This window comes from Jeongeupia wiesaeckerbachi (assembly GCF_050916355.1).
GTDB classification, from domain to species: Bacteria; Pseudomonadota; Gammaproteobacteria; order Burkholderiales; family Chitinibacteraceae; genus Jeongeupia; species Jeongeupia wiesaeckerbachi.
This window is the reverse complement of record NZ_CP136946.1, coordinates 2,755,085-2,779,565: the sequence shown is the minus strand read 5'-3', so window position 1 is coordinate 2,779,565 and position 24,481 is coordinate 2,755,085. Positions and strand designations below refer to the sequence as shown.

Annotated in this window: 21 protein-coding genes; 8 read left to right on the top strand and 13 right to left on the bottom strand. The window is 61.3% G+C overall.

Going from position 1 to position 24,481, the window contains the following annotated elements; genetic code table 11:
• Positions 1 to 80 precede the first annotated feature (80 nt).
• The 5 genes from R0382_RS13640 (at position 81) to R0382_RS13620 (ending at position 4,469) form a co-directional block, all read left to right on the top strand.
• Positions 81 to 536, top strand: coding sequence for a thioesterase family protein (locus R0382_RS13640; RefSeq protein ID WP_432720229.1), 456 nt, complete (start codon positions 81 to 83; stop codon positions 534 to 536).
• Positions 514 to 927 carry a hypothetical protein gene (locus R0382_RS13635; RefSeq protein WP_432720227.1) on the top strand — a complete coding sequence of 138 codons (414 nt, stop codon included), beginning with the start codon at positions 514 to 516 and terminating at the stop codon, positions 925 to 927. Before R0382_RS13640 ends, R0382_RS13635 begins: the two co-directional genes overlap by 23 nt.
• 114 nt (positions 928 to 1,041) lie before the next feature.
• On the top strand, positions 1,042 to 2,838 hold the full coding sequence (locus R0382_RS13630; RefSeq protein ID WP_432720225.1) for a methyl-accepting chemotaxis protein: 1,797 nt from the start codon (positions 1,042 to 1,044) through the stop codon (positions 2,836 to 2,838).
• 272 nt (positions 2,839 to 3,110) lie between these two features.
• Entirely contained in the window at positions 3,111 to 3,596 is a 486-nt protein-coding gene (locus R0382_RS13625; RefSeq protein WP_432720224.1) for a DNA-deoxyinosine glycosylase, read from the top strand.
• A 117-nt stretch (positions 3,597 to 3,713) separates the two neighbouring features.
• Positions 3,714 to 4,469: a M48 family metalloprotease gene (locus R0382_RS13620; protein ID WP_432720222.1), complete on the top strand. Its 756-nt coding sequence runs from the start codon at positions 3,714 to 3,716 to the stop codon at positions 4,467 to 4,469.
• A 154-nt stretch (positions 4,470 to 4,623) separates the two neighbouring features.
• On the opposite strand, the gene sucD is transcribed toward R0382_RS13620, so the two are convergent.
• The 12 genes from sucD to R0382_RS13560 form a co-directional block, all read right to left on the bottom strand.
• Positions 4,624 to 5,508 carry a succinate--CoA ligase subunit alpha gene (sucD, locus tag R0382_RS13615; protein WP_432720220.1) on the bottom strand — a complete coding sequence of 295 codons (885 nt, stop codon included), beginning with the start codon at positions 5,506 to 5,508 and terminating at the stop codon, positions 4,624 to 4,626.
• 30 nt (positions 5,509 to 5,538) lie between these two features.
• Positions 5,539 to 6,702, bottom strand: a complete 1,164-nt coding sequence (sucC, locus tag R0382_RS13610; RefSeq protein ID WP_432720218.1) for an ADP-forming succinate--CoA ligase subunit beta — start codon at positions 6,700 to 6,702, stop codon at positions 5,539 to 5,541.
• 62 nt (positions 6,703 to 6,764) lie between these two features.
• A complete protein-coding gene (lpdA, locus tag R0382_RS13605; RefSeq protein ID WP_432720216.1) occupies positions 6,765 to 8,198 on the bottom strand; it encodes a dihydrolipoyl dehydrogenase in 1,434 nt (477 codons plus the stop codon).
• A gap of 51 nt (positions 8,199 to 8,249) precedes the next feature.
• Positions 8,250 to 9,479 (bottom strand): 2-oxoglutarate dehydrogenase complex dihydrolipoyllysine-residue succinyltransferase, encoded by a 1,230-nt coding sequence (gene odhB / locus R0382_RS13600; protein WP_432720214.1) that lies wholly within the window; start codon positions 9,477 to 9,479, stop codon positions 8,250 to 8,252.
• Positions 9,480 to 9,542: 63 nt separating this feature from the next.
• On the bottom strand, positions 9,543 to 12,356 hold the full coding sequence (locus tag R0382_RS13595; protein ID WP_432720213.1) for a 2-oxoglutarate dehydrogenase E1 component: 2,814 nt from the start codon (positions 12,354 to 12,356) through the stop codon (positions 9,543 to 9,545).
• A 96-nt stretch (positions 12,357 to 12,452) separates the two neighbouring features.
• Positions 12,453 to 13,739: a citrate synthase gene (gene gltA, locus R0382_RS13590; protein ID WP_432720212.1), complete on the bottom strand. Its 1,287-nt coding sequence runs from the start codon at positions 13,737 to 13,739 to the stop codon at positions 12,453 to 12,455.
• A gap of 43 nt (positions 13,740 to 13,782) precedes the next feature.
• Complete coding sequence (locus R0382_RS13585) at positions 13,783 to 14,028, bottom strand: succinate dehydrogenase assembly factor 2 (protein WP_432720211.1); 246 nt, start codon at positions 14,026 to 14,028, stop codon at positions 13,783 to 13,785.
• A gap of 26 nt (positions 14,029 to 14,054) precedes the next feature.
• A complete protein-coding gene (locus R0382_RS13580; protein ID WP_432720210.1) occupies positions 14,055 to 14,765 on the bottom strand; it encodes a succinate dehydrogenase iron-sulfur subunit in 711 nt (236 codons plus the stop codon).
• A 13-nt stretch (positions 14,766 to 14,778) separates the two neighbouring features.
• The gene (gene sdhA, locus R0382_RS13575; RefSeq protein WP_432720208.1) at positions 14,779 to 16,551 is read right to left on the bottom strand and encodes a succinate dehydrogenase flavoprotein subunit; all 1,773 of its coding nucleotides are present in this window, start codon (positions 16,549 to 16,551) and stop codon (positions 14,779 to 14,781) included.
• Positions 16,551 to 16,898, bottom strand: a complete 348-nt coding sequence (gene sdhD, locus R0382_RS13570; protein WP_432720207.1) for a succinate dehydrogenase, hydrophobic membrane anchor protein — start codon at positions 16,896 to 16,898, stop codon at positions 16,551 to 16,553. The genes sdhA and sdhD overlap by 1 nt, the downstream gene beginning before the upstream one ends.
• Entirely contained in the window at positions 16,892 to 17,266 is a 375-nt protein-coding gene (sdhC, locus tag R0382_RS13565) for a succinate dehydrogenase, cytochrome b556 subunit (RefSeq protein WP_432720205.1), read from the bottom strand. The genes sdhD and sdhC overlap by 7 nt, the downstream gene beginning before the upstream one ends.
• Positions 17,267 to 17,410: 144 nt before the next feature.
• Positions 17,411 to 18,136: a GntR family transcriptional regulator gene (locus R0382_RS13560; protein WP_432720204.1), complete on the bottom strand. Its 726-nt coding sequence runs from the start codon at positions 18,134 to 18,136 to the stop codon at positions 17,411 to 17,413.
• A 237-nt stretch (positions 18,137 to 18,373) separates the two neighbouring features.
• On the opposite strand from R0382_RS13560, the gene R0382_RS13555 reads away from it, so the two are divergent.
• Positions 18,374 to 19,354 (top strand): malate dehydrogenase, encoded by a 981-nt coding sequence (locus tag R0382_RS13555; protein WP_432720203.1) that lies wholly within the window; start codon positions 18,374 to 18,376, stop codon positions 19,352 to 19,354.
• Positions 19,355 to 19,504: 150 nt separating this feature from the next.
• Here R0382_RS13555 and nagE read toward each other — a convergent pair whose 3' ends face one another.
• Positions 19,505 to 21,517, bottom strand: a complete 2,013-nt coding sequence (nagE, locus tag R0382_RS13550) for an N-acetylglucosamine-specific PTS transporter subunit IIBC (protein ID WP_432720202.1) — start codon at positions 21,515 to 21,517, stop codon at positions 19,505 to 19,507.
• Positions 21,518 to 21,914: 397 nt separating this feature from the next.
• On the opposite strand from nagE, the gene prpC reads away from it, so the two are divergent.
• A complete protein-coding gene (gene prpC, locus R0382_RS13545; RefSeq protein ID WP_432720201.1) occupies positions 21,915 to 23,066 on the top strand; it encodes a bifunctional 2-methylcitrate synthase/citrate synthase in 1,152 nt (383 codons plus the stop codon).
• Entirely contained in the window at positions 23,063 to 24,475 is a 1,413-nt protein-coding gene (locus R0382_RS13540) for a bifunctional 2-methylcitrate dehydratase/aconitate hydratase (protein WP_432720200.1), read from the top strand. Before prpC ends, R0382_RS13540 begins: the two co-directional genes overlap by 4 nt.
• The last annotated feature ends 6 nt before the right edge of the window (positions 24,476 to 24,481 follow it).

Genomic DNA, 24,481 nt, shown 5'->3' with positions numbered 1-24,481 from the left:
TAGCAGAACCCCCCCATTGCGGCCCCTTGGGGGCACGCATACACTGGAACGCCAATCCTAATAAAAGCATTGCCACACCAATGCCCCGCCTGAAACTCACCCTGCCCGCAGATCCGGATTTTCAATGCGCGCTTGCGGTTCGGGTTACGGACCTGAACTATGGCGCCCACCTTGGCAACCAGGCGCTGCTCGGCCTGCTGCACGAAGCCCGTATGCAGTTTCTGCAGGTGCTCGGTTTCGACGAGCTCGGCACTGACGAGCGGCCGGGTCTGATTCAGAGCGATGCCTTGATCGCATTCCGCAGCGAAGCCTTTCTCGGCGACCTGTTGACCATTCAGCTTACAGCGGCAGACTTCGAGCGCACCAACTTCGATCTGTATTACGAAGTACGCACCAATGACAGATTGATTGCCCAAGCGAAGACCAATCTGGCATTTTTCGACTACCGCATGCGAAAAACAGCAGCCATTCCCGAGACTTTTCTCGCGGCACTGGCCTTACAAAGGGTGAAAAATGAAAAAGTACGCGAACAATAGTCCGGAGGCGATGGCACGCCTGCTCGTGCTGCAGATGATGTGTGACGGCAATTTCGACCCGGAAGAGCTCGACCAGCTTGAACACCTGCGCGTTTACGAAGTGCTGGGCATCAGCCGCAAACGCTTCATCGAAGTCGTCCACGACTACTGTAACGACCTGTCGGACGAGGCGGATGAGGCCGGCACGATCAAGCTGATCGATCGCGAACGTATTGAAGACCTGCTCGACACCATCGACGATCCCAAAAAACGCATCCTCGTCGCTGCGCTCGCGCTCGACATCGCCAAGGCCGACGACGACTTCAGCGCCGTCGAACTCGCGGTGTTCCGTCACATGCTGCAGCGCTGGCACCTGTCGCTTGAGCACTTGCAGGCCGCGCTGTCCGCCTGATCGCTCGGCCCGATTCAAGTTTTTGCTGATCGGGCCGAAACAAACGAAATAAATATAAAAAAACAGCTACACGCACACACGCCCAAGGCGTGCTGCTCAGGGGAGATCGAGAAGATGAGCGCTTCTAACGGATTTCATTCGGCGCTGGAGCGCCACGTCCTGCCGACGCTGGCCCGCAAGTTTGCCTTTCTATACCTGTTCGCACTGGTACCCGTCGTCACGCTACTCGCTGTCTACATCGCCGAGAGTCAGCTGGCCCAAGCCGCTGCCGGTTTGCGGTTGGACGTGGTCGCCAGCAATGCACTGGTCGCGCCGCTCGGCTCGGTACGCGCGGTCTGCTGGGCGATGCTGGTACTGATGCTGGTGCTAGTCACCGTTCAGTACCTGTACTTCAACTTCTGGATCACCCGGCCGATCCAGCGCATTACCGCCGTGTTCAACGAAGTATCCAGCGGCGAAGGCGACCTGTCGGTCGACGTGCCGGTGATCACCTGTGACGAGATCGGCAAACTGGCCGGCACATGCAACCGCTTTCTTGCGCGGCAGCGCGATACGATTGCCAGCGTCCAGTCGATGACCGTCGGCATTGCGCTCGAAGCGGCCAAATCGATGAAGAACATCAAGGATTCGGCCACCTCGACCAAGCAGCAGGACCAGTTGGCACAGGGTGTCGTCGAGGCGAGCAACGCCACCACCACCGGCATCAACCAGGTGTCGCAACGCACACAGGCGATTTCGGAAACCACCGGCCAGAATCTGGAACTTGCGCATGCGTCGTATGCCGAGCTGCAGGACGTGACCGAGCGGATCAACGCGATCACCACCAAGATCGAAAACTTCAACAGCACCGTCGACGGCCTGAACCAGCGCTCGGCCAGCATCAAGACCATCGTCGATCTGATCAAGGAAATCTCCGGGCAAACCAATCTGCTGGCGCTGAATGCGGCGATCGAAGCCGCTCGCGCCGGAGAGGCGGGCCGCGGTTTTGCCGTTGTTGCCGACGAAGTGCGCAAACTGGCCGAGAAGGTCCACGTCGCCACCGACAACATCTCGCACGATATCGACAGCATGCTGGGCCAGGTCGCTGAAACGCAGACCGAAACGGTCCAGATCACCCACGACGCCAAACTGACCCATGAAGTGGTTGCCAAGGCCTCGGGGCAGTTCGCCAAGATGATGAGCGATTTCGAGAACACCAGCGAGGCATTGACCGGCATCGCCGCCACGCTGAAAGAGTTCACCGAGGCCAACAACACGGTCAACGCCAACGTTTCGGAAATCCACCAGCTCTCACTGGCCGTCAACGAACGGATGACGCGTTCGGCGCAATCGTCGCAGGACCTGTCGAGCGCCACCGAGAAGGTCCAGGAAATGATCGGTCGCTTTATCGTCGGCCAGGGCGAGCTCGACGCGGCGATCCAGCGCGCCGGCCGGTATCGCGACCAGATTGCCGACAAGCTCGCCGAGTTCAGCCTGCGCGGCGTCGACATCTTCGATCAGCGCTACCAAGCGGTATCAGGAACCAATCCGCCCAAATTCCGCACCGGTTATGACGGCCTGTTCGAAAAGGAAATCCAGCCGCTCTACGATGCGCTGGTACGCGAAACCAGTGGCGGCAAGTTCTCGCTGGCCACCGACACCAACGGCTACGGTGCAACCCACAACAGCTGGTACTCCAAACCCGCAACCGGCGATCCGGCTGTCGACCTGCTTAACAGCCGCGACAAACGGATCTTCAACGACCCGGCCGGCCTGCGCGCGGCACGCAACACCCAGCGTTTCCTGCTGCAAACCTATGTGCGCGATACCGGCGAAATCATGACCGAACTGGACTTGCCGATCCACGTCAGCGGCCGCCACTGGGGTGGTCTGCGGCTGGGCTTTGATGCCAGCGAACTGATTAAGGCCTGATCAAGGCGCAGGTGAAGCCTGCACCCGCGTCACAAGACGCAAAAAAGCCACCGGAATACGGTGGCTTTTTTGCGGGCCCTGCTGGCTCAGCGAAACAGATAGCTGTAACGTTGTTCCAGCATCGTTTGGGCCTTGCGTTCGATTTTCTTCAGCAGCTTGCGCATGATAGTTCTCCTGATTTATTGGTAGTTTTATTACCTATATTTTCGCAAAACACCCGAACAATAACTACATAAAAATTCACAAGTACCATCGCACAACGCCTCACCACCATGCTGAAAACCGGCCTCGCCCCCGTCGTAGACAGCCAGACCCGACTGCTGATTCTCGGCAGCTTGCCTGGTGACGCCTCACTGGCAGCGCAGGCGTACTACGCCCATCCGCGTAACGCCTTCTGGCCGATCATGAGCGCCCTGAGCGAAACCGAGCTGTTCGCGCAGCCGTACGAGGCACGACTCTCACGGCTGCTCGAACTCGGGGTCGGCCTCTGGGATGTGATCGGCAGCGCCCAACGACAGGGCAGCCTCGATCAGGCCCTGCGCGATGTCGAAACCAATCCGCTCGCCACACTGATCGCCAGCCTGCCCGCACTCCGCGCGGTGGCCTTCAATGGCCAGGCGGCTTACCGGCTCGGCCATCGATTGATCCCACCCACGCTTGCCTGTATTGCCCTGCCCTCGACCAGTCCGGCCCACACCCTGCCCTTGCAAGCCAAGATTGATGCTTGGCTACCCTTGCGTACCTTTCTTGCCCGCTGATTCCATCGATTTGAATGACCGTGGATGCGGCCTGCAAGCGCAAGCCCGGATAGTTTTATGTCATGGCTTCGGCTAAATTGTTTCAGATCGAACTTTCATTAACCCCTTGGAGTTGAAATGAGCCTTCGCCTTACATCCGCAGCCCTCGCCGTTGCCGCCCTTTCGCTGTCGGGCTGCGCCCAGATGGATACCAACGCACTGCTGCAATCGGGCGCCGCCGCTGCCCAGGCCGCAACACTGACCGATGCCGACGTTCAGCAACTGTCGGTCCAGTCATGTCAGCAACAGGATGCCAAGGCCACGATCGCACCAGCCAGCAGCACCTATGCAAAACGGCTGAACAACGTGATGAAGGGTCTGCCGACCAGCGTCAACGGCGCCAAGCTCAGCTTCAAGGTGTACCAGGCCAAGGACGTCAACGCCTGGGCCATGGCCAACGGCTGCGTCCGCGTCTACAGCGGCTTGATGGACATGATGAGCGACGATGAAGTCCGTGCAGTGCTGGGCCACGAAATCGGCCACGTCGCATTGGGACACTCGAAGAAGGCAGCGCAAGTTGCCTATAGCGTGGCCGCGGCGCGCGGCGCAGTCGGCGCGGTGGGGAGCTCCACGATCACGGCCTTGAGCAAGTCGCAACTGGCCGACCTGGGTGAGCAACTGATCAACGCCCAGTTCTCGCAGAAACAGGAAAGCCAGGCCGATGATTACTCGTTCGACCTGCTGAAGAGCAAGGGCTACAACCCGCAAGCCCTGGTCACCAGCTTCCAGAAACTGGCGCAGCTCAGCGGTGGCAGCAGCAGCATCATGAGCTCGCACCCGGCATCGGCGGATCGCGCCAAGCATATCCAGGACCGGATCAACAGTGGCAAGTAAGCGCGGGGAGCCGCTGGCTGTGTTTCGCGCACCTTGCCAGCGATGTTGAACCCGGTTTTAGTCGCCGCACCAAGTCCAAGACGCTGTCCGGCCTGCCGGACAGCGATAAAAAAACGCCACCCGAAGGTGGCGTTTTTTCGTCGCTCGAAAGCGATCAGATCATGTTCTTGCTCTTGAGGAGCTCGTACATGGTCTTGCCCAGTTCGGCCGGGCTGCGGGTGTAGGCGATGCCTGCACGTTCGAACGCCGCGAACTTCTCTTCGGCCGTACCCTTGCCGCCCGAGATGATCGCACCGGCGTGGCCCATGCGCTTGCCCTTCGGCGCGGTAACGCCGGCGATGTAGCCGACAACCGGCTTGGTCACGTAGGACTTGGCGAATTCGGCCGCCTCTTCTTCAGCCGAGCCACCGATTTCACCGATCATGATGATCGCGTCGGTATCCGGATCGTCCTGGAACAGCTTCAGTGCGTCGATGTGCGAGGTACCCGGGATCGGATCACCGCCGATACCGATGCAGGTCGACTGACCCAGACCCAGCGCGGTAGTTTGCGCCACGGCTTCGTACGTCAGCGTGCCCGAACGCGACACGATGCCGATACGGCCCGGCTGGTGAATGTGCCACGGCATGATGCCGATCTTGCACTCGCCCGGGGTGATGATGCCGGGGCAGTTCGGGCCGATCAGGCGGATGCCGGCTTCGTCGACGGCTTTCTTCACGTACAGCATGTCGAGGGTCGGCACGCCTTCGGTAATGCAGACGATCAGTTGCACGCCGCTGTCGATCGCTTCGAGGATCGAATCCTTGGCGAACGGTGCCGGCACGTAGATCACCGAGGCATCCGCCTGGGTCTGACGCACTGCGTCCTTCATGGTGTTGAACACCGGCAGGCCGAGGTGCTCTGCACCGCCCTTGCCCGGAGTCACGCCACCGACAACCTTGGTGCCGACCTTCAGCGCCTGTTCGGCGTGGAAGGTACCGTTCTTGCCGGTGAAACCTTGCACCAGCACTTTCGTATCTTTGTTGACCAAAACGCTCATTGGTTTTCTTCCTTATCCGTATGCAGGTGATCAGGCCAGTGCGGCGACGATCTTCTCGGCGGCGTCGTTCAGGCCTTGGGCCGAAGTCAGCTTCAGGCCGGACTCGTTCAGCAGCTTGGCGCCCAGTTCGGCGTTGTTGCCTTCCAGACGAACCACGACCGGCACGGTCACGTTCACTTCCTTGACGGCGGCGATGATCGCTTCGGCGATCATGTCGCAGCGGACGATGCCGCCGAAGATGTTGATCAGCACGCCCTTGACCGAGTCATCGGCCAGGATGAGCTTGAAGGCTTCGATGACGCGTTCCTTGGTGGCACCGCCGCCGACGTCGAGGAAGTTGGCCGGTTGGCCGCCCTTCAGCTTGATGATGTCCATGGTGGCCATCGCCAGACCGGCGCCGTTCACCATGCAGCCGATGTTGCCTTCCAGCGCCACGTAGTTCAGTTCGAACTCCGAGGCCTTCACTTCACGCTCATTTTCCTGCGACTTGTCGCGCTGAGCCAGCAGCTTCGGGTGACGGTACAGGGCGTTCGAGTCGAGGTTGATCTTGCCGTCGACGCAAGCCAGTTCGCCGTTTTCACGCAGCGCCAGCGGGTTCACTTCGAACAGCGCGAAGTCGTTCTCGATGAAGGCCTTGGCCGCGCCGAGGAACAGCTTGGTGAATGCGGCGACTTGCGGGCCTTGCAGGCCGAGTGCGAATGCAGCGTCACGGCCCTGGAACGGCTGAGCGCCAACCAGCGGATCGATCTCGATCTTGATGATCTTTTCCGGGGTTTCCTCAGCGACCTTCTCGATCTCGACGCCACCTTCGGTCGAGACCATGAACACGACGCGCTGGCTCGAGCGATCGACCACGGCGCCCAGATACAGCTCGCGCTGCACCGGGTACATGTCTTCACACACCAGCACCGAGTGCACCGGCTGACCCGCTGCGTCGGTCTGGTAGGTCACCAGGTTGGTACCGATCAGGCGGGCTGCTTCGGCAGCGGCTTCTTCGCGGCTCTTCACCACCTTGACGCCACCGGCCTTGCCACGGCCACCGGCGTGAACCTGGGCCTTGACGACGGCAAACTTGCCGCCGAGGGTGTCGTATGCAGCAGCAGCTTCTTCAGCGCTGTTGGCCAGAATGCCCTTCTGTACCGGCAGGCCGTACTGGGCCAGCAGTTCCTTGGCTTGATACTCGTGGAGATTCATCTCTTTAAATCCTTTGTGAGGAGAGGTGTTGGGCGCGGGCGGCCATGGCAGCCCGCAAAAAATTAGCTGTGCAGACCGCGCTTGTCGCAGCCCAGCGCCGCTTCGTGCATGGCTTCGGACAGCGACGGATGCGCGTGAACGATGCGCGCGATATCTTCGGACGACGCTTGGAATTCCATCGCCACCACCGCTTCGGTGATCAGCTCCGACGCATGCGCGCCAACGATGTGCACACCGAGGATGCGGTCGGTCTTGGCGTCGGCGAGCATCTTGACGAAGCCCTTGGAGTCACCCAGCGCCAGCGCGCGACCATTGGCCGAGAACAGGAACTGACCCTTCTTGTACTCGATGCCTTCGGCCTTCAGTTGCTGCTCGGTCTTGCCGACCCAGGCGATTTCCGGATTGGTGTAGATCACCCACGGAATCACGCCGAAATCGACATGCGGATGCTGGCCGGCGATACGCTCGGCCACGGCCACGCCTTCTTCCGACGACTTGTGCGCCAGCATCGGGCCGCGCACCACGTCACCCACTGCCCAGACGTTCGGCAGATTGGCGCGGCAGTCATCGTCGACTTCAACCTGGCCACGCTCGTTGATCTTGAGGCCAACCGCGTCGGCGCCCAGCAGATCGGTGTTCGGCACACGGCCGATCGCGACGATGAGCTTGTCGAACACGTTCTTCTGCTCGGCACCGCTGGCGTCGGTCCAGTTCACCGTGACGTCTTTCTTGCCGACCTTGATTTCGCCGAGCTTGATGCCGGTATGGATATCCAGACCGGTGTCCTTGGTGAAGAGCTTGAACGCTTCCTTGGCTACCTGCTCGTCGGCAGCGCCGAGGAAAGTCGGCATCGCTTCGAGCACGGTCACATCGCTACCGAGACGCTTCCACACCGAGCCCATTTCCAGACCGATGACACCGCCGCCGATCACGCCCAGCTTCTTCGGCACGGCCGGAATCGCCAGCGCGCCTTCGTTGTCGAGCACGAGTTCGTTGTCGATCGCCACGCCCGGCAACTGTCGCACCTTGGAGCCGGTCGCGATGATGACGTGGGTCGCTTCGATCACTTCGACCTTGTCGCCGTCTTTCACTTCGATCTGGTAGCGATCGCCGTTGCGCGACTTGAAGCTGCCGTAACCGAGGAAGGATGTGACCTTGTTCTTCCTGAACAGGAAGGTGATGCCGCCGGTGTTCTTGTTAACGATGTCCTGCTTGCGCGCCAGCATCTTGGCGACGTCGAACTTGACCGAACCGGCAGTGATGCCGTGCTCGGCGAAGCCGTGCAGCGTGTTGTGATAGTTCTCGGACGATTGCAGCAGCGCCTTGGACGGAATGCAGCCGACGTTCAGGCAGGTGCCGCCCAGGCTGGCTTTGCCGTCGGCGTTCTTGGTCGCGTCGATGCACGCGGTACTGAAGCCAAGCTGCGCAGCACGAATTGCCGCGACATAGCCGCCAGGACCACCGCCGATAACGACGACATCAAACTGTTGGGACATGAGGTTTTTCCTGTGTGATGCGCATGGGGCGGGCCAGCCCGCCCCGACGTATTACAGATCGAGCAGCAGACGAGCCGGATCTTCGATCGCTTCCTTGATCGCCACCAGCGACAGCACCGCTTCGCGGCCGTCGATGATCCGGTGATCGTACGATTGCGCCAGATACATCATCGGACGAACGACGATTTCACCGTTCTCGACCACCGCGCGTTCCTTGGTGGCGTGCATGCCGAGGATCGCCGATTGCGGCGGGTTGATGATCGGGGTCGACATCATCGAACCGAAGGTACCACCGTTCGAAATCGTGTAAGTGCCACCGGTCAGCTCTTCGATGCCAAGCTTGCCTTCCTGCGCGCGCTTGCCGAAATCGGCGATGGTCTTCTCGATGTCGGCCAGGCTCAGCTGGTCGGCATTGCGGATCACCGGCACAACCAGGCCACGCGGCGAACCGACGGCGACGCCGATGTCGAAGTAGCCGTGGTAAACGATATCGTTACCGTCGACCGAGGCGTTGACGATCGGATACTTCTTCAGTGCGTGCACGGCCGCCTTGACGAAGAAACCCATGAAGCCGAGCTTCACGCCGTGTTCCTTCTCGAAACGGTCCTTGTACTTGTTGCGCAGGTCCATCAACGGCTTCATGTTGATTTCGTTGAAGGTCGTCAGGATGGCGTTGGTGCGCTGCGATTCGATCAGGCGCTCGGCCACGCGTTGGCGCAAGCGGCTCATCGGCACGCGCTGTTCGGCGCGCTCGCCCAGCGACGCGACAACCGGGGCGGCTGCGGGCGCGGCGGCCGGTTTGCTCAGCGCGTTCTGCACGTCTTCCTTCAGCACACGGCCACCGCGGCCAGTCCCTTCGACCTTCGACGCATCGACGCCGTTGTCGGCAGCCAGCTTCTTCGCCGCCGGCATGATGGCCGAACCGAAGCCCATTGCCGAAGCCGGCACGCCGGCCGATGCCGCCGCAGCTTCAATGCGTTGCTGTTGCTCGACGATGGCTGCGCTCGGCTGCGATACCGCCTGCGCCGGCGCTGCGGCCTGGGCTTCGGTATCGATGGTGGCGATCAGGTCGTTGCTACCAACGCTATCACCTTCGTTCTTGACGATGGACACCAGCACGCCGGCTTGCGGTGCCGGGATTTCCAGCACGACTTTGTCGGTTTCGATGTCGATCAGGTTTTCGTCACGCGCGACAGCCTCGCCGGCTTTCTTCTTCCACGACAACAGCGTCGCTTCGGCGACGGATTCCGGCAGCTGCGGCACTTTGACTTCGATGATCATTGCGTATTCTCCAATTGGTTCCGGCTTGCGGCAGTTCGGGACGGCAGCGCCGCCCCGCGGAAATTAAAGCGTCAGAGCTTCGTCGACGAAGGCCTTGAGCTGGGCGGTGTGCTTGCTCATGTAACCGACCGCCGGCGATGCCGACGACGGACGACCTGCGTACTTGAGCGTCTGCTTCGGCAAGGTGCAGCCTTCGAGACGATGGCGGATCTGGTGCCAGGCGCCTTGATTGCGCGGCTCTTCCTGGACCCAGACGATTTCGCGGGCGTTCGGATACTTCTCGAACTCGGCCTGCAGCTCTTCGGTCGGGAACGGGTACAGCTGCTCGACACGAATGACGGCGATGTCCTTGATCTCGCGTTCGGCACGTGCAGTGGCCAGGTCGTAGTACACCTGACCGGCGCAGACGAGGACGCGCTTGACCTTCTTCGCATCGAGTTCGGCGGTATCGCCGATCACGCTGCGGAACGCACCGCTGCTGAACTGTTCGATCGGGCTGGCGGCGTACTTCGCCTTCAGCAGACGCTTGCTCATGATGATGATCAGCGGCTTGCGAACCGGGCGCAGCATCTGGCGACGCAGCACGTGGAAGATCTGGCTGGCTTCGGACGGCTGCACGACCTGGACATTGTGCTCGGCGCACATCTGCAGGTAGCGCTCGACGCGGGCCGAGCTGTGCTCCGGACCCTGGCCGTCGTAGCCGTGCGGCAGCATCATCGTCAGGCCGCACAGACGGCCCCACTTGGTTTCGCCCGAGGTGATGAACTGGTCGATCACGACCTGGGCACCGTTGGCGAAGTCACCGAACTGCGCTTCCCAGATCACCAGCTCTTCCGGCGCCGACGAGGCATAGCCGTATTCGAACGCCAGCACCGCTTCTTCGTTCAGGATCGAGTCGATCACCGTGAAGTGCGCCTGGCTGTCCGACAGGTGCTGCAGCGGAATGTAGGCGCCCAGGTCCCACTTCTCGCGGTTCTGGTCGTGCACGACCGCGTGGCGATGGTTGAAGGTACCGCGGCCCGAGTCTTCACCCGAGATGCGCACGGCGTAGCCTTCGGTCACCAGCGTCGCATAGGCGAGCGACTCGGCCATGCCAAAGTCGACCGGCGAATTGCCGGCAACCATCTCGCCGCGCTCCTTGAGGATCTTCTCGACGTTGGCGCGCAGCTTGAAGTTTTCCGGCACCGAGTTGAACTTCTCGGCCAGACGCTGCAGACCGCCCAGACGCACCGCGGTATCGACCGGGTGACGCCAGTGGTTGCCCATGTACTTGCCGAAATCGATGGCGAAGTTGCGCTTGTAGTCGGTCAGCGTCGTTTGCTCGACGTGCTCGCCACGGTCCAGTGCCGCGCGGTAGGCGTCGATCATCTCGACGGCTTCGGCTTCGGACACGATACCTTCGGCAACCAGGCGATCGGCGTACTTCTTGCGCACGCCCGGGTGCTGACCGATCTTCTTGTACATCATCGGCTGGGTCACGAACGGATCATCCGCCTCGTTGTGGCCCCAGCGACGGAAACAGACGATATCGATGACGACATCCTTGCGGAAGGTCTTGCGATACTCCATCGCCGCTTCGACCACCAGGCACACGGCTTCCGGATCGTCGCCGTTGACGTGGAACACCGGTGCTTCGACCATCTTGGCGATGTCGGTACAGTACAAGGTCGAGCGGTTGTCGCGAACGTCCGAGGTGGTGAAGCCGACCTGGTTGTTGACGACGATGTGCACGGTACCGCCGGTACCGTAACCGCGCGTCTGCGACAGGTTGAACGTGCCCTGATTGGTGCCGAGACCGATGAAGGCCGAGTCGCCGTGGATCAGCACCGGCAACACCTGGTCACCGGTCTTGTCGTTGCGGCGCTGCTGACGTGCGCGCACCGAGCCGACGACGACCGGGTTGACGATTTCGAGGTGGGACGGGTTGAACGCGAGGCTCAGGTGCACCGGACCGTTGGCGGTCGGGATATCGCTCGAGAAGCCCATGTGGTACTTCACGTCGCCCGATGCCAGCTGCGTCGTGTAGCGGCCTTCGAATTCGCTGAACAGATCGCGCGGCTGCTTGCCGAGGATGTTCACCAGCATGTTCAGCCGGCCGCGGTGGGCCATGCCGATGACGATTTCCTGCACGCCACTGGCGCCGGACAGCTGGGTCAGGTAGTCCATCGCCGGAATCAGCGAATCGCCGCCTTCGAGCGAGAAGCGCTTCTGGCCGACATACTTCTTGTGCAGGTACTGCTCGAGCGTCTCGGCAGCGGTGACTTGCTTGAGAATGCGCTTCTTCTGCGTGGCGTTGTACTGCGACGACGAGCGACGCGATTCAAACCAGCTTTGCACCCAGTGTTTTTCTTCCGACCGGGTGATGTGCATGTACTCGAGGCCGATGCTGCCGCAGTACGTCTGTTTCAGGAAGGACAGCACATCGGCCAGCGAGGCTTTTTCCATGCCGGCGATGTTGGTGCCGAAGACCTTGGCCTGATCCGCATCCGAGAAACCGTGGTGCTTCGGATCGAGTTCGGGCACGTAGGCCTGATCCATCCGGCGCAGCGGGTCGAGCGCGGCATTGCGGCTACCCAGCACGCGGTAGGCGGAAATCAGGCGCAGCAGGCTGATCTGCTGGCGCACCGCCTTTTCGTCGGAAGCACCGGCCGCAGCCACCATGCGCGGCTTGCGGGCCAGCTGGCGGAACGACTCCTCGATCGGTGCACGCGGTACATCGCGCTCGATCGCACCGGCCGTTTGCTGCAGCCGGTCGAAGTACTCGCGCCATTTACCGTCCACCGATGTCGGATCGGCGAGGTACTGTTCGTACAGTTCCTCGATAAACGGTGCATTCCCGCCGAAAAGGTGAGAATTAACCTGATACTCGGTCATCATTGTGGTTCTGTCCTGTCTATCTAGCCAGACGCAGCGGGTCCTCGCCCGACTGCTATGGTATTGCGCCGCCCTCAGGGGGCGGCGCATCCACGCGGTTTACCCGCGATTTTCAATATCGGTGTAGTCGCGACGCGGCGAGCCGGTGTACAGCTGACGCGGGCGACCGATCTTCATGCCCGGATCTGCGATCATTTCGTTCCAGTGGCTGATCCAGCCGACGGTACGCGCCAGCGCGAAAATCACCGTGAACATCGACACCGGGATACCGAGGGCGGTCTGCACGATGCCCGAGTAGAAGTCGACGTTCGGGTAGAGCTTGCGTTCGATGAAGTACGGGTCTTCCAGCGCGATCTTCTCGAGCGCCATCGCCAGCTTGAACTTCGGATCGTTTTCGAGGCCGAGTTCCTTCAGCACTTCGTCGCAGGTCTCTTTCATGATCGCTGCGCGCGGGTCCATGTTCTTGTAGACGCGGTGACCGAAGCCCATCAGCTTGTGGGTCTTGTTCTTCACGCCTTCCATGAAGGCCGGAACGTTCTCGACCGAGCCGATCTCGTCGAGCATCTTCAGCACGGCTTCGTTGGCGCCGCCATGCGACGGGCCCCACAGGCAGGCGATACCGGCGGCGATACACGCAAACGGGTTGGCGCCCGACGAGCCGGCCAGACGCACGGTCGAGGTCGACGCGTTCTGTTCGTGATCGGCGTGCAGGATCAGGATGCGGTCGAGCGCCTTCACCAGCACCGGGTTCGGCACGTATTCTTCGCACGGGGTCGCGAACATCATGTACAGGAAGTTCGCGGCATAACCGAGGTCATTGCGCGGGTAGTTGAACGGCAGACCCTGGTTGTAGCGGTAGCACATCGCGGCAATGGTCGGGATCTTCGAGATCAGACGGTAGATCGCAACACGGCGATGCTCTTCGTCATTGATGTCGAGGCTGTCCTGATAGAACGCCGACAGCGCGCCAACCACACCAACCATCATCGCCATCGGATGCGCGTCGCGACGGAAGCCCTGGAAGAAGCGGGTCATCTGGTCGTGCACCATGGTGTGCTTGGTAACGACGCGGACGAATTCGTCCTTTTGTGACTTGGTCGGCAGCTCGCCGTAGATCAGCAGGTAGCAGGATTCGAGGAAGTCAGAATGCTCGGCCAGTTGCTCGATCGGGTAGCCGCGGTAATAGAGCTGGCCCAGGTCACCGTCGATGTAGGTGATCTTCGACTCACACGCCGACGTCGCCAGGAAACCCGGGTCGAACGTGAACATGCCGGTCTTCGAAAACGCGCGGATATCGACGACGCTCGGTCCCAGCGTGGCCGGCAGAACCGGCAGCTCGATCGACTGCTCACCGTTCTTGTACGTCAGGGTGACCTTGTTTTCCATCTCTATAGGCTCCAGGTTGGGTGCGGGCTCGGGCCCGCTACCGTTATCGTTGTGCAGCGCGAATGCGCTCGATCATCGGTTCGAGCCGCGCATCGGGACACACGCTCGCACCGTTCACGTAGGCCAGGAAATCCTGGTCGGGAAGCAGGAGCACATCGCCGTAGAGCGCCAGCTCGGCATCCGACAGTGTCGGCAGCACCATGGCGACGAAACGCTCCAGCTGCAGATCCAGCTCCAGCAGGCCGCGGCGCGAGCGCCACAGGATGCGTTTCAGTTCTACTTCGTCCATCGCTTGCTTCCCTGTTGCTCGCCCGCTTAGGCGATGCGCTTGACCATCAGGTCTTTGATCTTGCCGATCGCCTTGGTCGGATTGAGTTCCTTCGGGCAGACATCGACGCAGTTCATGATCGAATGGCAGCGGAACAACCGGTAAGGGTCTTCCAGATTATCCAGACGCTCGTTGGTTGCCGTATCGCGGGTATCCGCAATAAAGCGATAAGCGGCAAGCAGGCCGGCCGGGCCGACAAACTTGTCCGGGTTCCACCAGAACGAAGGACAGGACGTCGAGCAGCACGCGCACAGAATGCATTCGTACAGGCCGTTCAGCTCCTCGCGGTCTTCCGGGCTTTGCAGCCGTTCGCGATCCGGTGCCGGCGTGTCGTTGATCACGTATGGCTTGATCGAGTGGTATTGCTTGAAGAACTGCGTCATGTCGACGATCAGGTCGCGCACCACCGGCAGGCCCGGCAGCGGACGGATCTGGATCGGCTGCTTGAGCGAGTCGATGTCGGTCACACAAGCCAGACCGTTCTTGCCGTTGATGTTCATCGCGTCCGAACCGCACACGCCTTCGCGGCACGAACGGCGGAACGAGATCGCGTCGTCGACGACTTTGAGCTTGACCAGCGCGTCGAGCAGCTTGCGGTCGGTCGAGTCGAGTTCGACGGTGTAGTCCTTCATGTACGGCTTCGCGTCTTGTTCCGGATCGAAGCGGTAGATGCTGAATTTGACGGTACGGGTAGTCATTGATGCATTCCCCTCAGTAGGAGCGGGTCTTCAGGGCGATCGTATCGACCGACAGCGGCTTCATGTTCACTGGCTTGTACTTCAGCTGGTTGCCATCGCGATGCCACAACGTGTGCTTGAGCCAGTTTTCGTCGTCACGGCCGTTCGGGCGTTCCGGCGTATCTTCGGCGTCGTCGCGGACGTGGGCGCCGCGCGATTCGGTCCGTGCATCGGCCGAAATCATCGTCGCCTTGGCGACTTCGATCAGGTTTTCGAGTTCCAGCGCTTCGAGGCGGGCCGTGTTGAAGGTCTTGGACTTGTCGCTGATTTCGATGGTCTTGACCATCTTCTCGACTTCCAGAATCTTCGCCACACCTTCGGCGAGCATGTCCTTGAAACGGAACACGCCGCAGTGCTTCTGCATCGTCGCCTGCATTGCGGCGCGCGCATCGTTGACCTGGGTGCCGCCGCTCTGCTGGTTCAGCCGATCGACACGCGCCAGCGAACGTTCGACGTCGGCCATCGCCAGCACCGGCAGATCCTTCGGTGCCTGCTTGATGAAGTCGATCATCGAGTTGCCCGAGCTCTTGCCGAACACCAGCAGGTCGAGCAGCGAGTTGGTGCCGAGACGGTTGGCGCCGTGCACCGATGCGCAGGCCACTTCGCCGGCGGCGTAGAAACCGCTGACCGGCTTGTCTTCGACGATGACCTCGCCCTTGTAGTTGGTCGGAATGCCGCCCATCTGGTAGTGGCAGGTCGGCACGACCGGAATCGGCGCCTTGATCGGGTCGACGCTGGCGAACTTGATCGAAATCTCGCGGATGCCCGGCAGCTTGGACTTGATGACGTCCGGATCCAGGTGAGTGATGTCGAGCAGCACGTGATCCTTGTTCGGACCACAGCCACGACCTTCGTTGATCTCGGTCACCATGGCACGCGATACGACGTCGCGCGACGCCAGATCCTTGGCGTTCGGCGCGTAGCGCTCCATGAAGCGCTCGCCGGCCGAGTTGCGCAGGATGCCGCCTTCGCCGCGAACACCCTCGGTGATCAGCACACCGGCACCGGCGACGCCGGTCGGGTGGAACTGCCAGAATTCCATGTCTTCGAGCGGAATGCCGGCGCGTGCCGCCATGCCGAGGCCGTCGCCGGTATTGATGAAGGCATTGGTCGACGAGGCGAAGATACGGCCGGCACCGCCGGTCGCGAACAAGGTGGCTTTGGCCTGGAATACGTAGACTTCCGACGTTTCCATTTCCATGGCGACGACGCCCTGGACGTTGCCCTGCTCGTCACGCACCAGATCGAGCGCCATCCATTCGACGAAGAACTGGGTATTGGCGCGCACATTGCGCTGATACAGCGCGTGCAGCATGGCGTGACCGGTACGGTCGGCCGCGGCACAGGCACGGCGAACCGGCTTCTCGCCGAAGTTGCTCATGTGGCCGCCGAAGGGACGCTGGTAGATCGAGCCGTCGGCATTGCGGTCGAACGGCATGCCGAAGTGCTCGAGCTCGACGACGACGTTCGGTGCCTCACGACACATGAACTCGATCGCGTCTTGGTCGCCGAGCCAGTCGGAACCCTTGACCGTGTCGTACATATGCCAGTGCCAGTGGTCAGGCTCGGAGTTGCCGAGCGACGCCGAAACACCGCCCTGCGCAGCCACGGTATGCGAGCGCGTCGGGAAGACCTTGGAGAGCACGGCAGTCTTCAGACCGGCTTCGGACAACTGCAGCGCGGCGCGCAGGCCAGCACCGCCGGCACCGACGATCACTGCATCGAATTTACGAACCGGAACGGACATCACGCACCCCACACGACTTTAATCGAGTAAACAAAGCTGGCCACCAGCCAGAGAATCGTCAGCACATGCAGTGCCAGACGCACGCCGGTGTGATAGGCGTAATCCATCCAGATATCGCGGGTACCGACCCAGGCATGCCACACCAGGGCGCCAACGGTCACGGTGGTCAGCACCTTGACCCAGGTACAGGCGAACAGCGCCTGCCAGGCTTCGAACGAAGCGCCAGAGGCAAACAACACGAATGCGGCAACGGCGATGCCGTAAACCAGCATGATCACCGCGGTAACACGTTGCACCAGCCAGTCGCGCAGACCGTAGTGCGCACCGACAACCTTACGATTTACCATGCGACCACCCCGATAACGACAGTAAGAACAAGGCTGACAACCATCACGAGCTTGGCGCTGAAACGCGCCGTCGGCAGGTCGACACCCTTATGGATATCCATCAACAGGAAACGGGTACCGGCACAGGCGTGGTGCAACAGCCCCCACAGCACGACCAGCAGGCCGAGCTTGACGACCGGATGGCCGATACAGGCCTTGAAGGCTTCAAAGCGGTCAGCAGCGGAGAGCGAACCTTCCAGCGCGTACAGAATGAAAGGGATCGACAGAACCAGCAGCGCACCGCTGATGCGATGCAGGCCGGACACGATGGCAGGCAGGGGAAACCTGATCTGCCTTAGGTCCAAGTGCTTGGGGCGAGTTTTGTTCATACGCGCTTATCCTCTCCGTGTGTTGAAGCCGGCGACAGCCAGCACCTTATGTAAAACCGCCGCCATTGCGACAGACGACATTTTGTCAAACCCGGACCGGGCGCACACTGCGGCTTTCCCGACCCTTCCCAAACCTCTACCGCCTCAGGCCTGCAGCAGCGTCGGCGGCTCGAACGCCCAGCGTTCGGTCTTCATCCACGCCACACTCCACATCTGCGGCCGACCTTCGTAGTCCTTCGCCAGCCGCACCACCTGCAGCAGCGCTTCGTTCAATTCGCAGTGCAGCAGTCTGGCCTCGGCCTGTGACGCCGGCATTGCCTTGTAGCGCACCTCGGCGTCCTTCAAACGGACGCCAAAATCCCGCCAGCACAACTCACGCACGTCGCCCCTCAACTCCCGGATACGCCGCACATCCAGCTCCGGAAAGCCCGCTTCCGGCAACAGCATTTCCTCGATCCCGACCAGCTCGCCAGCGACACGCACATGGCGACGAATCTGCCACAGCGCGGCGCCACGCCGCAGGCCGAGAATTTCGGCCAGTTGCTCGCCGGCATGAATCTTCACGCAACCAAGCAACTCGAACTTCGGCACTTCGGCACCTTCGCCAGTCAGGCCGGTAAACCGCCCGCGCGCGAGGAAATCGTTCACCCCTTCGACAAAGGTGCCAACCCCCTGGCGTCGATACAGCAAGCCCTCGGCTACCAGTGCATCCAACGCCTTGCGCACCGTGCCCTGACTAACGCCGAAACGCTCGCCCAGCTCGATTTCGCTCGGCAAGGCTTCATCCTCGCGCCAAGTACCCGCCTCGACCGAGGCCAGCACTTCCCGCATCACTTGCCGGTAGAGAGGTTGAACTGTGAGCTTGCGCATAGGTATGTGGAACGCTTTTTATCATGTTGTCGGCACGGAGTCTACTACAGTCTTATATAAGACAACAGATGAACGACGCTTTATCGACTGAAACGCCGCAGCCTGCACACAGCCTGATATCGCGTGATAAACTGACCCCGCTTCAAGCACACCCCTTTTCAGGCGTGCAATGCCGTTTTGTGATGCATTGCCGTAGTCAGTAAGCGGCGGACAACCGCCGAGTTTCGGAGTGAACCAATGAAAAAACCCGTACGCGTCGCCGTAACCGGCGCAGCCGGCCAGATCGGCTACAGCCTGCTGTTCCGCATTGCTTCCGGCGCCATGCTCGGCCCGGATCAGCCGGTCATCCTGCAACTGCTGGACATCACCCCCAGCCTGCCGGCGCTGAACGGCGTCGTCATGGAGCTGGACGACTGCGCATTCCCACTGCTGCAAGGCATCATCCAGAGCGATGATCCAAAAGTGGCCTTCAAGGATGCCGATATCGCCCTGCTGGTCGGCGCCCGTCCGCGCGGCCCGGGCATGGAACGCAAGGACCTGCTCGAAGCCAACGGCGCAATCTTCACCTCTCAGGGCCGCGCCCTGAACGAAGTCGCCAGCCGCGACGTGAAGGTGCTCGTCGTCGGCAACCCGGCGAACACCAACGCCTACATCGCCATGAAGAACGCACCGGATCTGAACCCGGCCAACTTCACCGCGATGATGCGCCTGGACCACAACCGCGCACTGACGCAAATCGGCCAGAAGACCGGCAACGCCGTCACCGACGTCAAGAAGATGATCATCTGGGGCAACCACTCGGCCACCCAGTACCCGGACATCTTCCACGCCGAAGTGAAGGGCCAGAACGCAGCCGGCCTGATCAACGACCAGAAATGGCTCGAAGGCGAGTTCATCCCGACCGTGCAACAGCGCGGCGCCGCCATTATCAAGGCGCGCGGCCTGTCCTCGGCTGCTTCGGCCGCCAACGCTGCCATCGACCACATCCGCAACTGGGTGCTCGGCACGCCGGAAGGCGACTGGGTCACCATGGGTGTTCCGGCCAATGGCGAGTACGGCTACAGCGATCTGATCTACGGCTACCCGGTGACCTGCAAGGATGGCAAATACACCATCGTTGAAGGCCTGGAAATCAGCGAATTCAGCCGCGCCCGCATGGATGCGACCGCGAAAGAGCTGTCGGAAGAGCGCGACGCGATCAAGCACCTGCTGGGCTGATCCGCCGCACGACGAAAAACGGGCCTCGCGGCCCGTTTTTTTGCGCCTCGTTGACGCCCACTCGCCAGCGGACAAACGAAGCGCAATAAAAACCCCGGACTTGAGAGGCCGGGGTTTTTTTACGCGCCACCCAAAGGTGGCGGTAACCGCTTACTTGGCTTTCAGCGTGTACAGCTTGGTCTGACCTGCAACAACCGAACCGGTCGCCACATTGGTCACGCCAGCGAACTGATCAACATTGCTGATGATCACCGGGCTGATGATCGACTGGGCATTCTGCTCGAGATACACCAGATCGAGTTCGAGCACCGGATCACCCGCATTGACGCGCGCCCCCTGCTCGGCCAGGCGCTTGAAGCCCTGACCACCCAGCTTCACGGTATCAACACCGATATGCACGATCAGCTCGGCACCGTTATCAGCCAGCAGCGCAAATGCATGGTTGCTGTTGAAGATCTTGACGATCGTACCCGCCACCGGCGCAACCACGAGCTTGCCGGTCGGACGAACCGCGACACCCTCGCCAACAGCCTTGCTGGCAAACGCCGGATCCGGCACTTCTTCCAGCGGCACGACATCACCGGTAATCGGCGACACCAGCACCAGATCGCCAGCGGCAGCCTTCGGCGCAACGGCAGCAACCGGCGCGGCAACAGGAGCAGCAGCCACCGGCGCAGCGGCGACGCCACCCTTCAGGCCACGCATCGCATCAGCAACCAGCTCAGCCTTCGGCCCGATGATGATCTGGACGTTTTCCTTGTTCAGGCGAACCACACCCGACGCCCCCAGACGCTTGGCCGCAGCCTCGTCAACCAGGGCCGAATCCTTCACACCGAGACGCAGACGGGTGATGCAAGCATCAATCGACGTGAGGTTGGCGCTGCCACCGATGACCTGGAGGTAACCAGCAGCCAGTGACGCGTTGTCCGTCGCAACCGGCGCAGCGGAAGCCGCAGCATCGCCACCTTCTACGCTGTCGTCGTCTTCACGACCCGGGGTCTTCAGATTGAAGGCGCCGATCGCAGCACGGAAGCTAACGTAGTAGATGATGAAGAACACGATACCTTGCGGAATCAGCATGTACCAGTCACGCGCCAACGGGTTGCGCGACGACAGCACCATGTCGACCAGGCCGGCGCTAAAGCCGAAACCGGAGATCCATTGCATGCTGGCGGCGATGTAGACCGAAACACCCGTCAGGAAGGCGTGCAGCAAATACAGCGGCGGCGCCACGAACATGAACGAGAACTCGAGCGGCTCGGTAATACCGGTGAAGAACGCTGCAAATGCGGCAGCAATCATCAGCGAAGCAACGCGCGCCTTGTTCTGCGGCTTGGCGGTGTGATAAATGGCCAGCGCAGCGCCCGGCAAGCCGAACATCATGATCGGGAAGAAGCCAGCCTGATAGCGACCAGTCAGACCCAACACGGCCTTGCCTTCGGCCAGCGATTTCGCGCCACCGAGGAAGTTCGGGATATCGTTGATACCTGCGACGTCGAACCAGAACACCGAGTTCAGCGCGTGATGCAGGCCAACCGGGATCAGCAGGCGGTTGAAGAACGCATAGATACCAGCGCCAACGCTGCCCATACCCTGGATCGTTTCACCGAAGTGGACGAGGCCGTTGTAGATCACCGGCCAGATGATCATCATCGCGAAAGCGACGAAAATCATCACGAACGAGGTCAGGATCGGAACCAGACGCTTGCCGCTGAAGAATGCCAGCGCCTTGTGCAGTTCGACATGGCTGAAGCGGTTGTAGAGCTCAGCGGTGATCACACCAGTCAGAATACCGACGAACTGGTTGTTGATCTTGCCGAACGCAGCCGGAACGGCTTCCTTCGGAATGCCCTGAATCATCGAGACGGCCGCCGGCGACAGCAGCTTGGTCAGCACATAGAAGCCCACCAGACCGGCCAGTGCCGCAGCACCGTCCTTATCCTTGGACATGCCGTAAGCAACACCAACCGCAAACAGCACGGCCATATTGTCGATGATTGCGGCACCCGCCGTAATCAGAAAGGCCGCAACGGCGCTATTGCCGCCCCAGCCCGTCGGGTCCAGCCAATAGCCGACACCCATCAGGATCGCGGCTGCCGGCAGCGTAGCCACCGGCACCATCAGCGCGCGGCCGATTTTCTGTAAATACCCTAGAACGTTCACACTCTACCCCCTTTATCGCATTCATAGCAGGACGCCACCGAGTGACCCCACTTCCACCTGGACGACCCCGTTTTCTGACGAAAGCGGCATCAACTACAGTGTTACTACCCTTTGTTTACTACTTACCCGGGCTTTTTGCTGCCCGCTTGCCTTGCTCATTCCGCCTCTTGTCCGACTACCTGTCAAATAAAATGACATTCAAGTCAAAGGCTAACGTAAATAAACTAGTACTTTCTGACTAGGCGCGGCCGATTTTTCCATTTGTAACCGGACTCTGGCAATCCATCCCGCCTTATTCGACAAGGTAAATCACCTATCCTGATGAATACACGGATGAATTCCAGCTCCTGATTTTGGTGCACAGCCCGACCTCTTCCTTGCAGCCCGGAGCACTACCATGGAAGCCCCGTCATCGCCCACCCCAAAGAAGTCAGTTGCACTCTCCGGAATCACTGCGGGCGAGACGGCCATTTGCACCGTAGGGCGGAATGGTGACAACTTACACTACCGGGGCTACCCGATCCTTGAGTTGGCGCAAGGCTGTGCTTACGAGGAAGTTGCGCACCTGCTGATCCACGGCCGCCTTCCGGATGAAGCCGCGCTATCGCAGTATCGGCAGCGACTCGTCGAGGCACGCGGCCTGCCCCACGAAGTACTCACCTCACTGGAACACATCCCAGCCGCAACCCATCCGATGGACGCACTGCGCAGCGGCGTTTCGATCCTCGGTTGCGTCCTGCCGGAAAAGGACGAGCACGGCGCCGCCGGCGCCCGCGACATTGCCGACCGCCTGCTCGCCGCCTTACCGTCACTACTACTCTATTGGTACCACTTCAGTCGCCATGGTCGACGGATCGATACCGCCACCAGCGACCCCAGCATCGCCGGCCAGTTTCTCCACCTGCTGCGCGGACAACCCGCCTCACCCGAGCATGTTCGGGCGCTGGACCAGTCGTTGATCCTGTACGCCGAGCACGAATTCAACGCATCGACGTTCGCCAACCGCGTCGTCGCCAGCACCGGCGCCGATCTGTACAGCTGCATCTGCGCCGGCATCGGCGCACTCAAGGGCCCCAAGCACGGCGGCGCCAACGAAGTCGCAATGGACATCCTGGCCCGCTACGACACCGCCGATCAGGCGGAAAGCGATATCACCCGCCGCCTTGGCGAGCACGAAGTAGTCATCGGCTTCGGCCATCCGGTTTATACGCGCGTCGACCCCCGCAGCGCGGCCATCAAAACGATCGCCCAGCGCCTCAGCCAGACCGGCGGCAACCCGCGCCTGTTCGAAATCGCCGAGCGCCTCGAATCGGTCATGCAGCGCGAGAAGAGCCTGTTTCCCAATCTGGACTGGTATGCCGCTCCGGCCTATCACATGCTCGGCATTCCAACCGAGCTGTTCACCCCCCTTTTCGTCATCGCCCGAACCGCAGGCTGGGCAGCGCATGCGATCGAGCAACGCAGCAGCGGCAAGATCATCCGTCCAACCGCCGTCTACACCGGACCGGACGAACGCCCGGTCCCCGCCATCGAGGAGCGCAGCGCGTGACCCTGCCCCCCTGCCATGCCGACGCGATCCTGCAGACCATCGCCGATTACGTTTGCCAGCCGTTCACGCCCAGCGACGAAGCCATCGCAACCGCGCGGCTTTGCCTGCTCGACAGCATCGGCTGCGCCGTCGCTGCGCTCGACCATCCGACCTGCACCCGCCTGCTCGGCCCTACATTGCCGGGCACGCGGGTCCCCAAGGGCGCGCGCGTCATCGGCAGTGGTGAGCTGCTCGACCCGGTCAAGGCTGCATTTGACGCCACCACGCTGATCCGCTGGCTCGATTACAACGACACCTGGCTGGCGGCCGAGTGGGCACACCCGTCGGACAATCTTGGCGCGCTACTCGCCGTCGCCGACTGGCGTTGCCGCAACGGCAACACGGTGACGCTCGGGCAATTGCTGAACGCAATGATCCAGAGCTATGAAATCCAGGGCGTCCTGGCGCTCGGCAATGCCTTCAACCGGGCCGGACTCGACCACGTATTACTGGTCAAGGTGGCCAGTTGTGCGGTGGTGATGCGGATGCTTGGCGGCAGCCGCGACGACGTCATCAACGCGGTATCGCACGCCTGGCTCGACGGCACGCCGTTGCGCGTCTACCGCCATGCGCCGAACGCCGGGCCACGCAAATCATGGGCCGCCGGCGATGCCGCCAGCCGCGCCGTCTGGCTGGCCTTGCTGACCCACAAAGGCGAACTGGGTTACCCGACCTCAATCACCACACCGGTCTGGGGATTTCAGGACGCGGTTTTCCGCGGTCAAAGCGTCGTCCTTCCCCAACCCCTTTGCAGCTATGTGATGGAGCACATCCTGTTCAAGGTGGCGCACCCCGCCGAGTTCCATGGCCAGACCGCCGTCGAAGCGGCCATTGGCCTACATCCGCAACTGATAGGCCGATTCGACACTATCGAACACATCGAAATCCGCACCACCGAAGCTGCGCTGCGCATCATCTCGCGCGACGGACCGCTGACCAATCCGGCTGCGCGCGATCACTGCCTGCAGTACATGACCGCAGTTGCCTTGCTGCGCGGCGACCTGACTGCCGCCGATTACGAGGACGACGTCGGCAACGATGCGCGCATCGAACGTTTGCGCGCCAAGATGTCCGCCGCGGAACACCCGCAATGGAGCCGCGACTATCTCGACCCGCAGCGCCGCAGCATCGCCAACGGCATCCGCATCCGCTTCAATGACGGCAGCCCCGACCTTGAAGCCACGGTCGAATTCCCGCTTGGTCACCGGCTGCGTCGCGACGAAGCTCGGCCCCACCTGATCGACAAATTCGTCCGCAACAGCGCCCTGCATCTCGGCGCCGCCCGGCAACAAACGCTGATCGAACGGATTCTCGGCCCGGAAAACGGCGATTGCCTCGTCTCCGAATTGGTCGATCAAACCGTCAGCTGACATCCT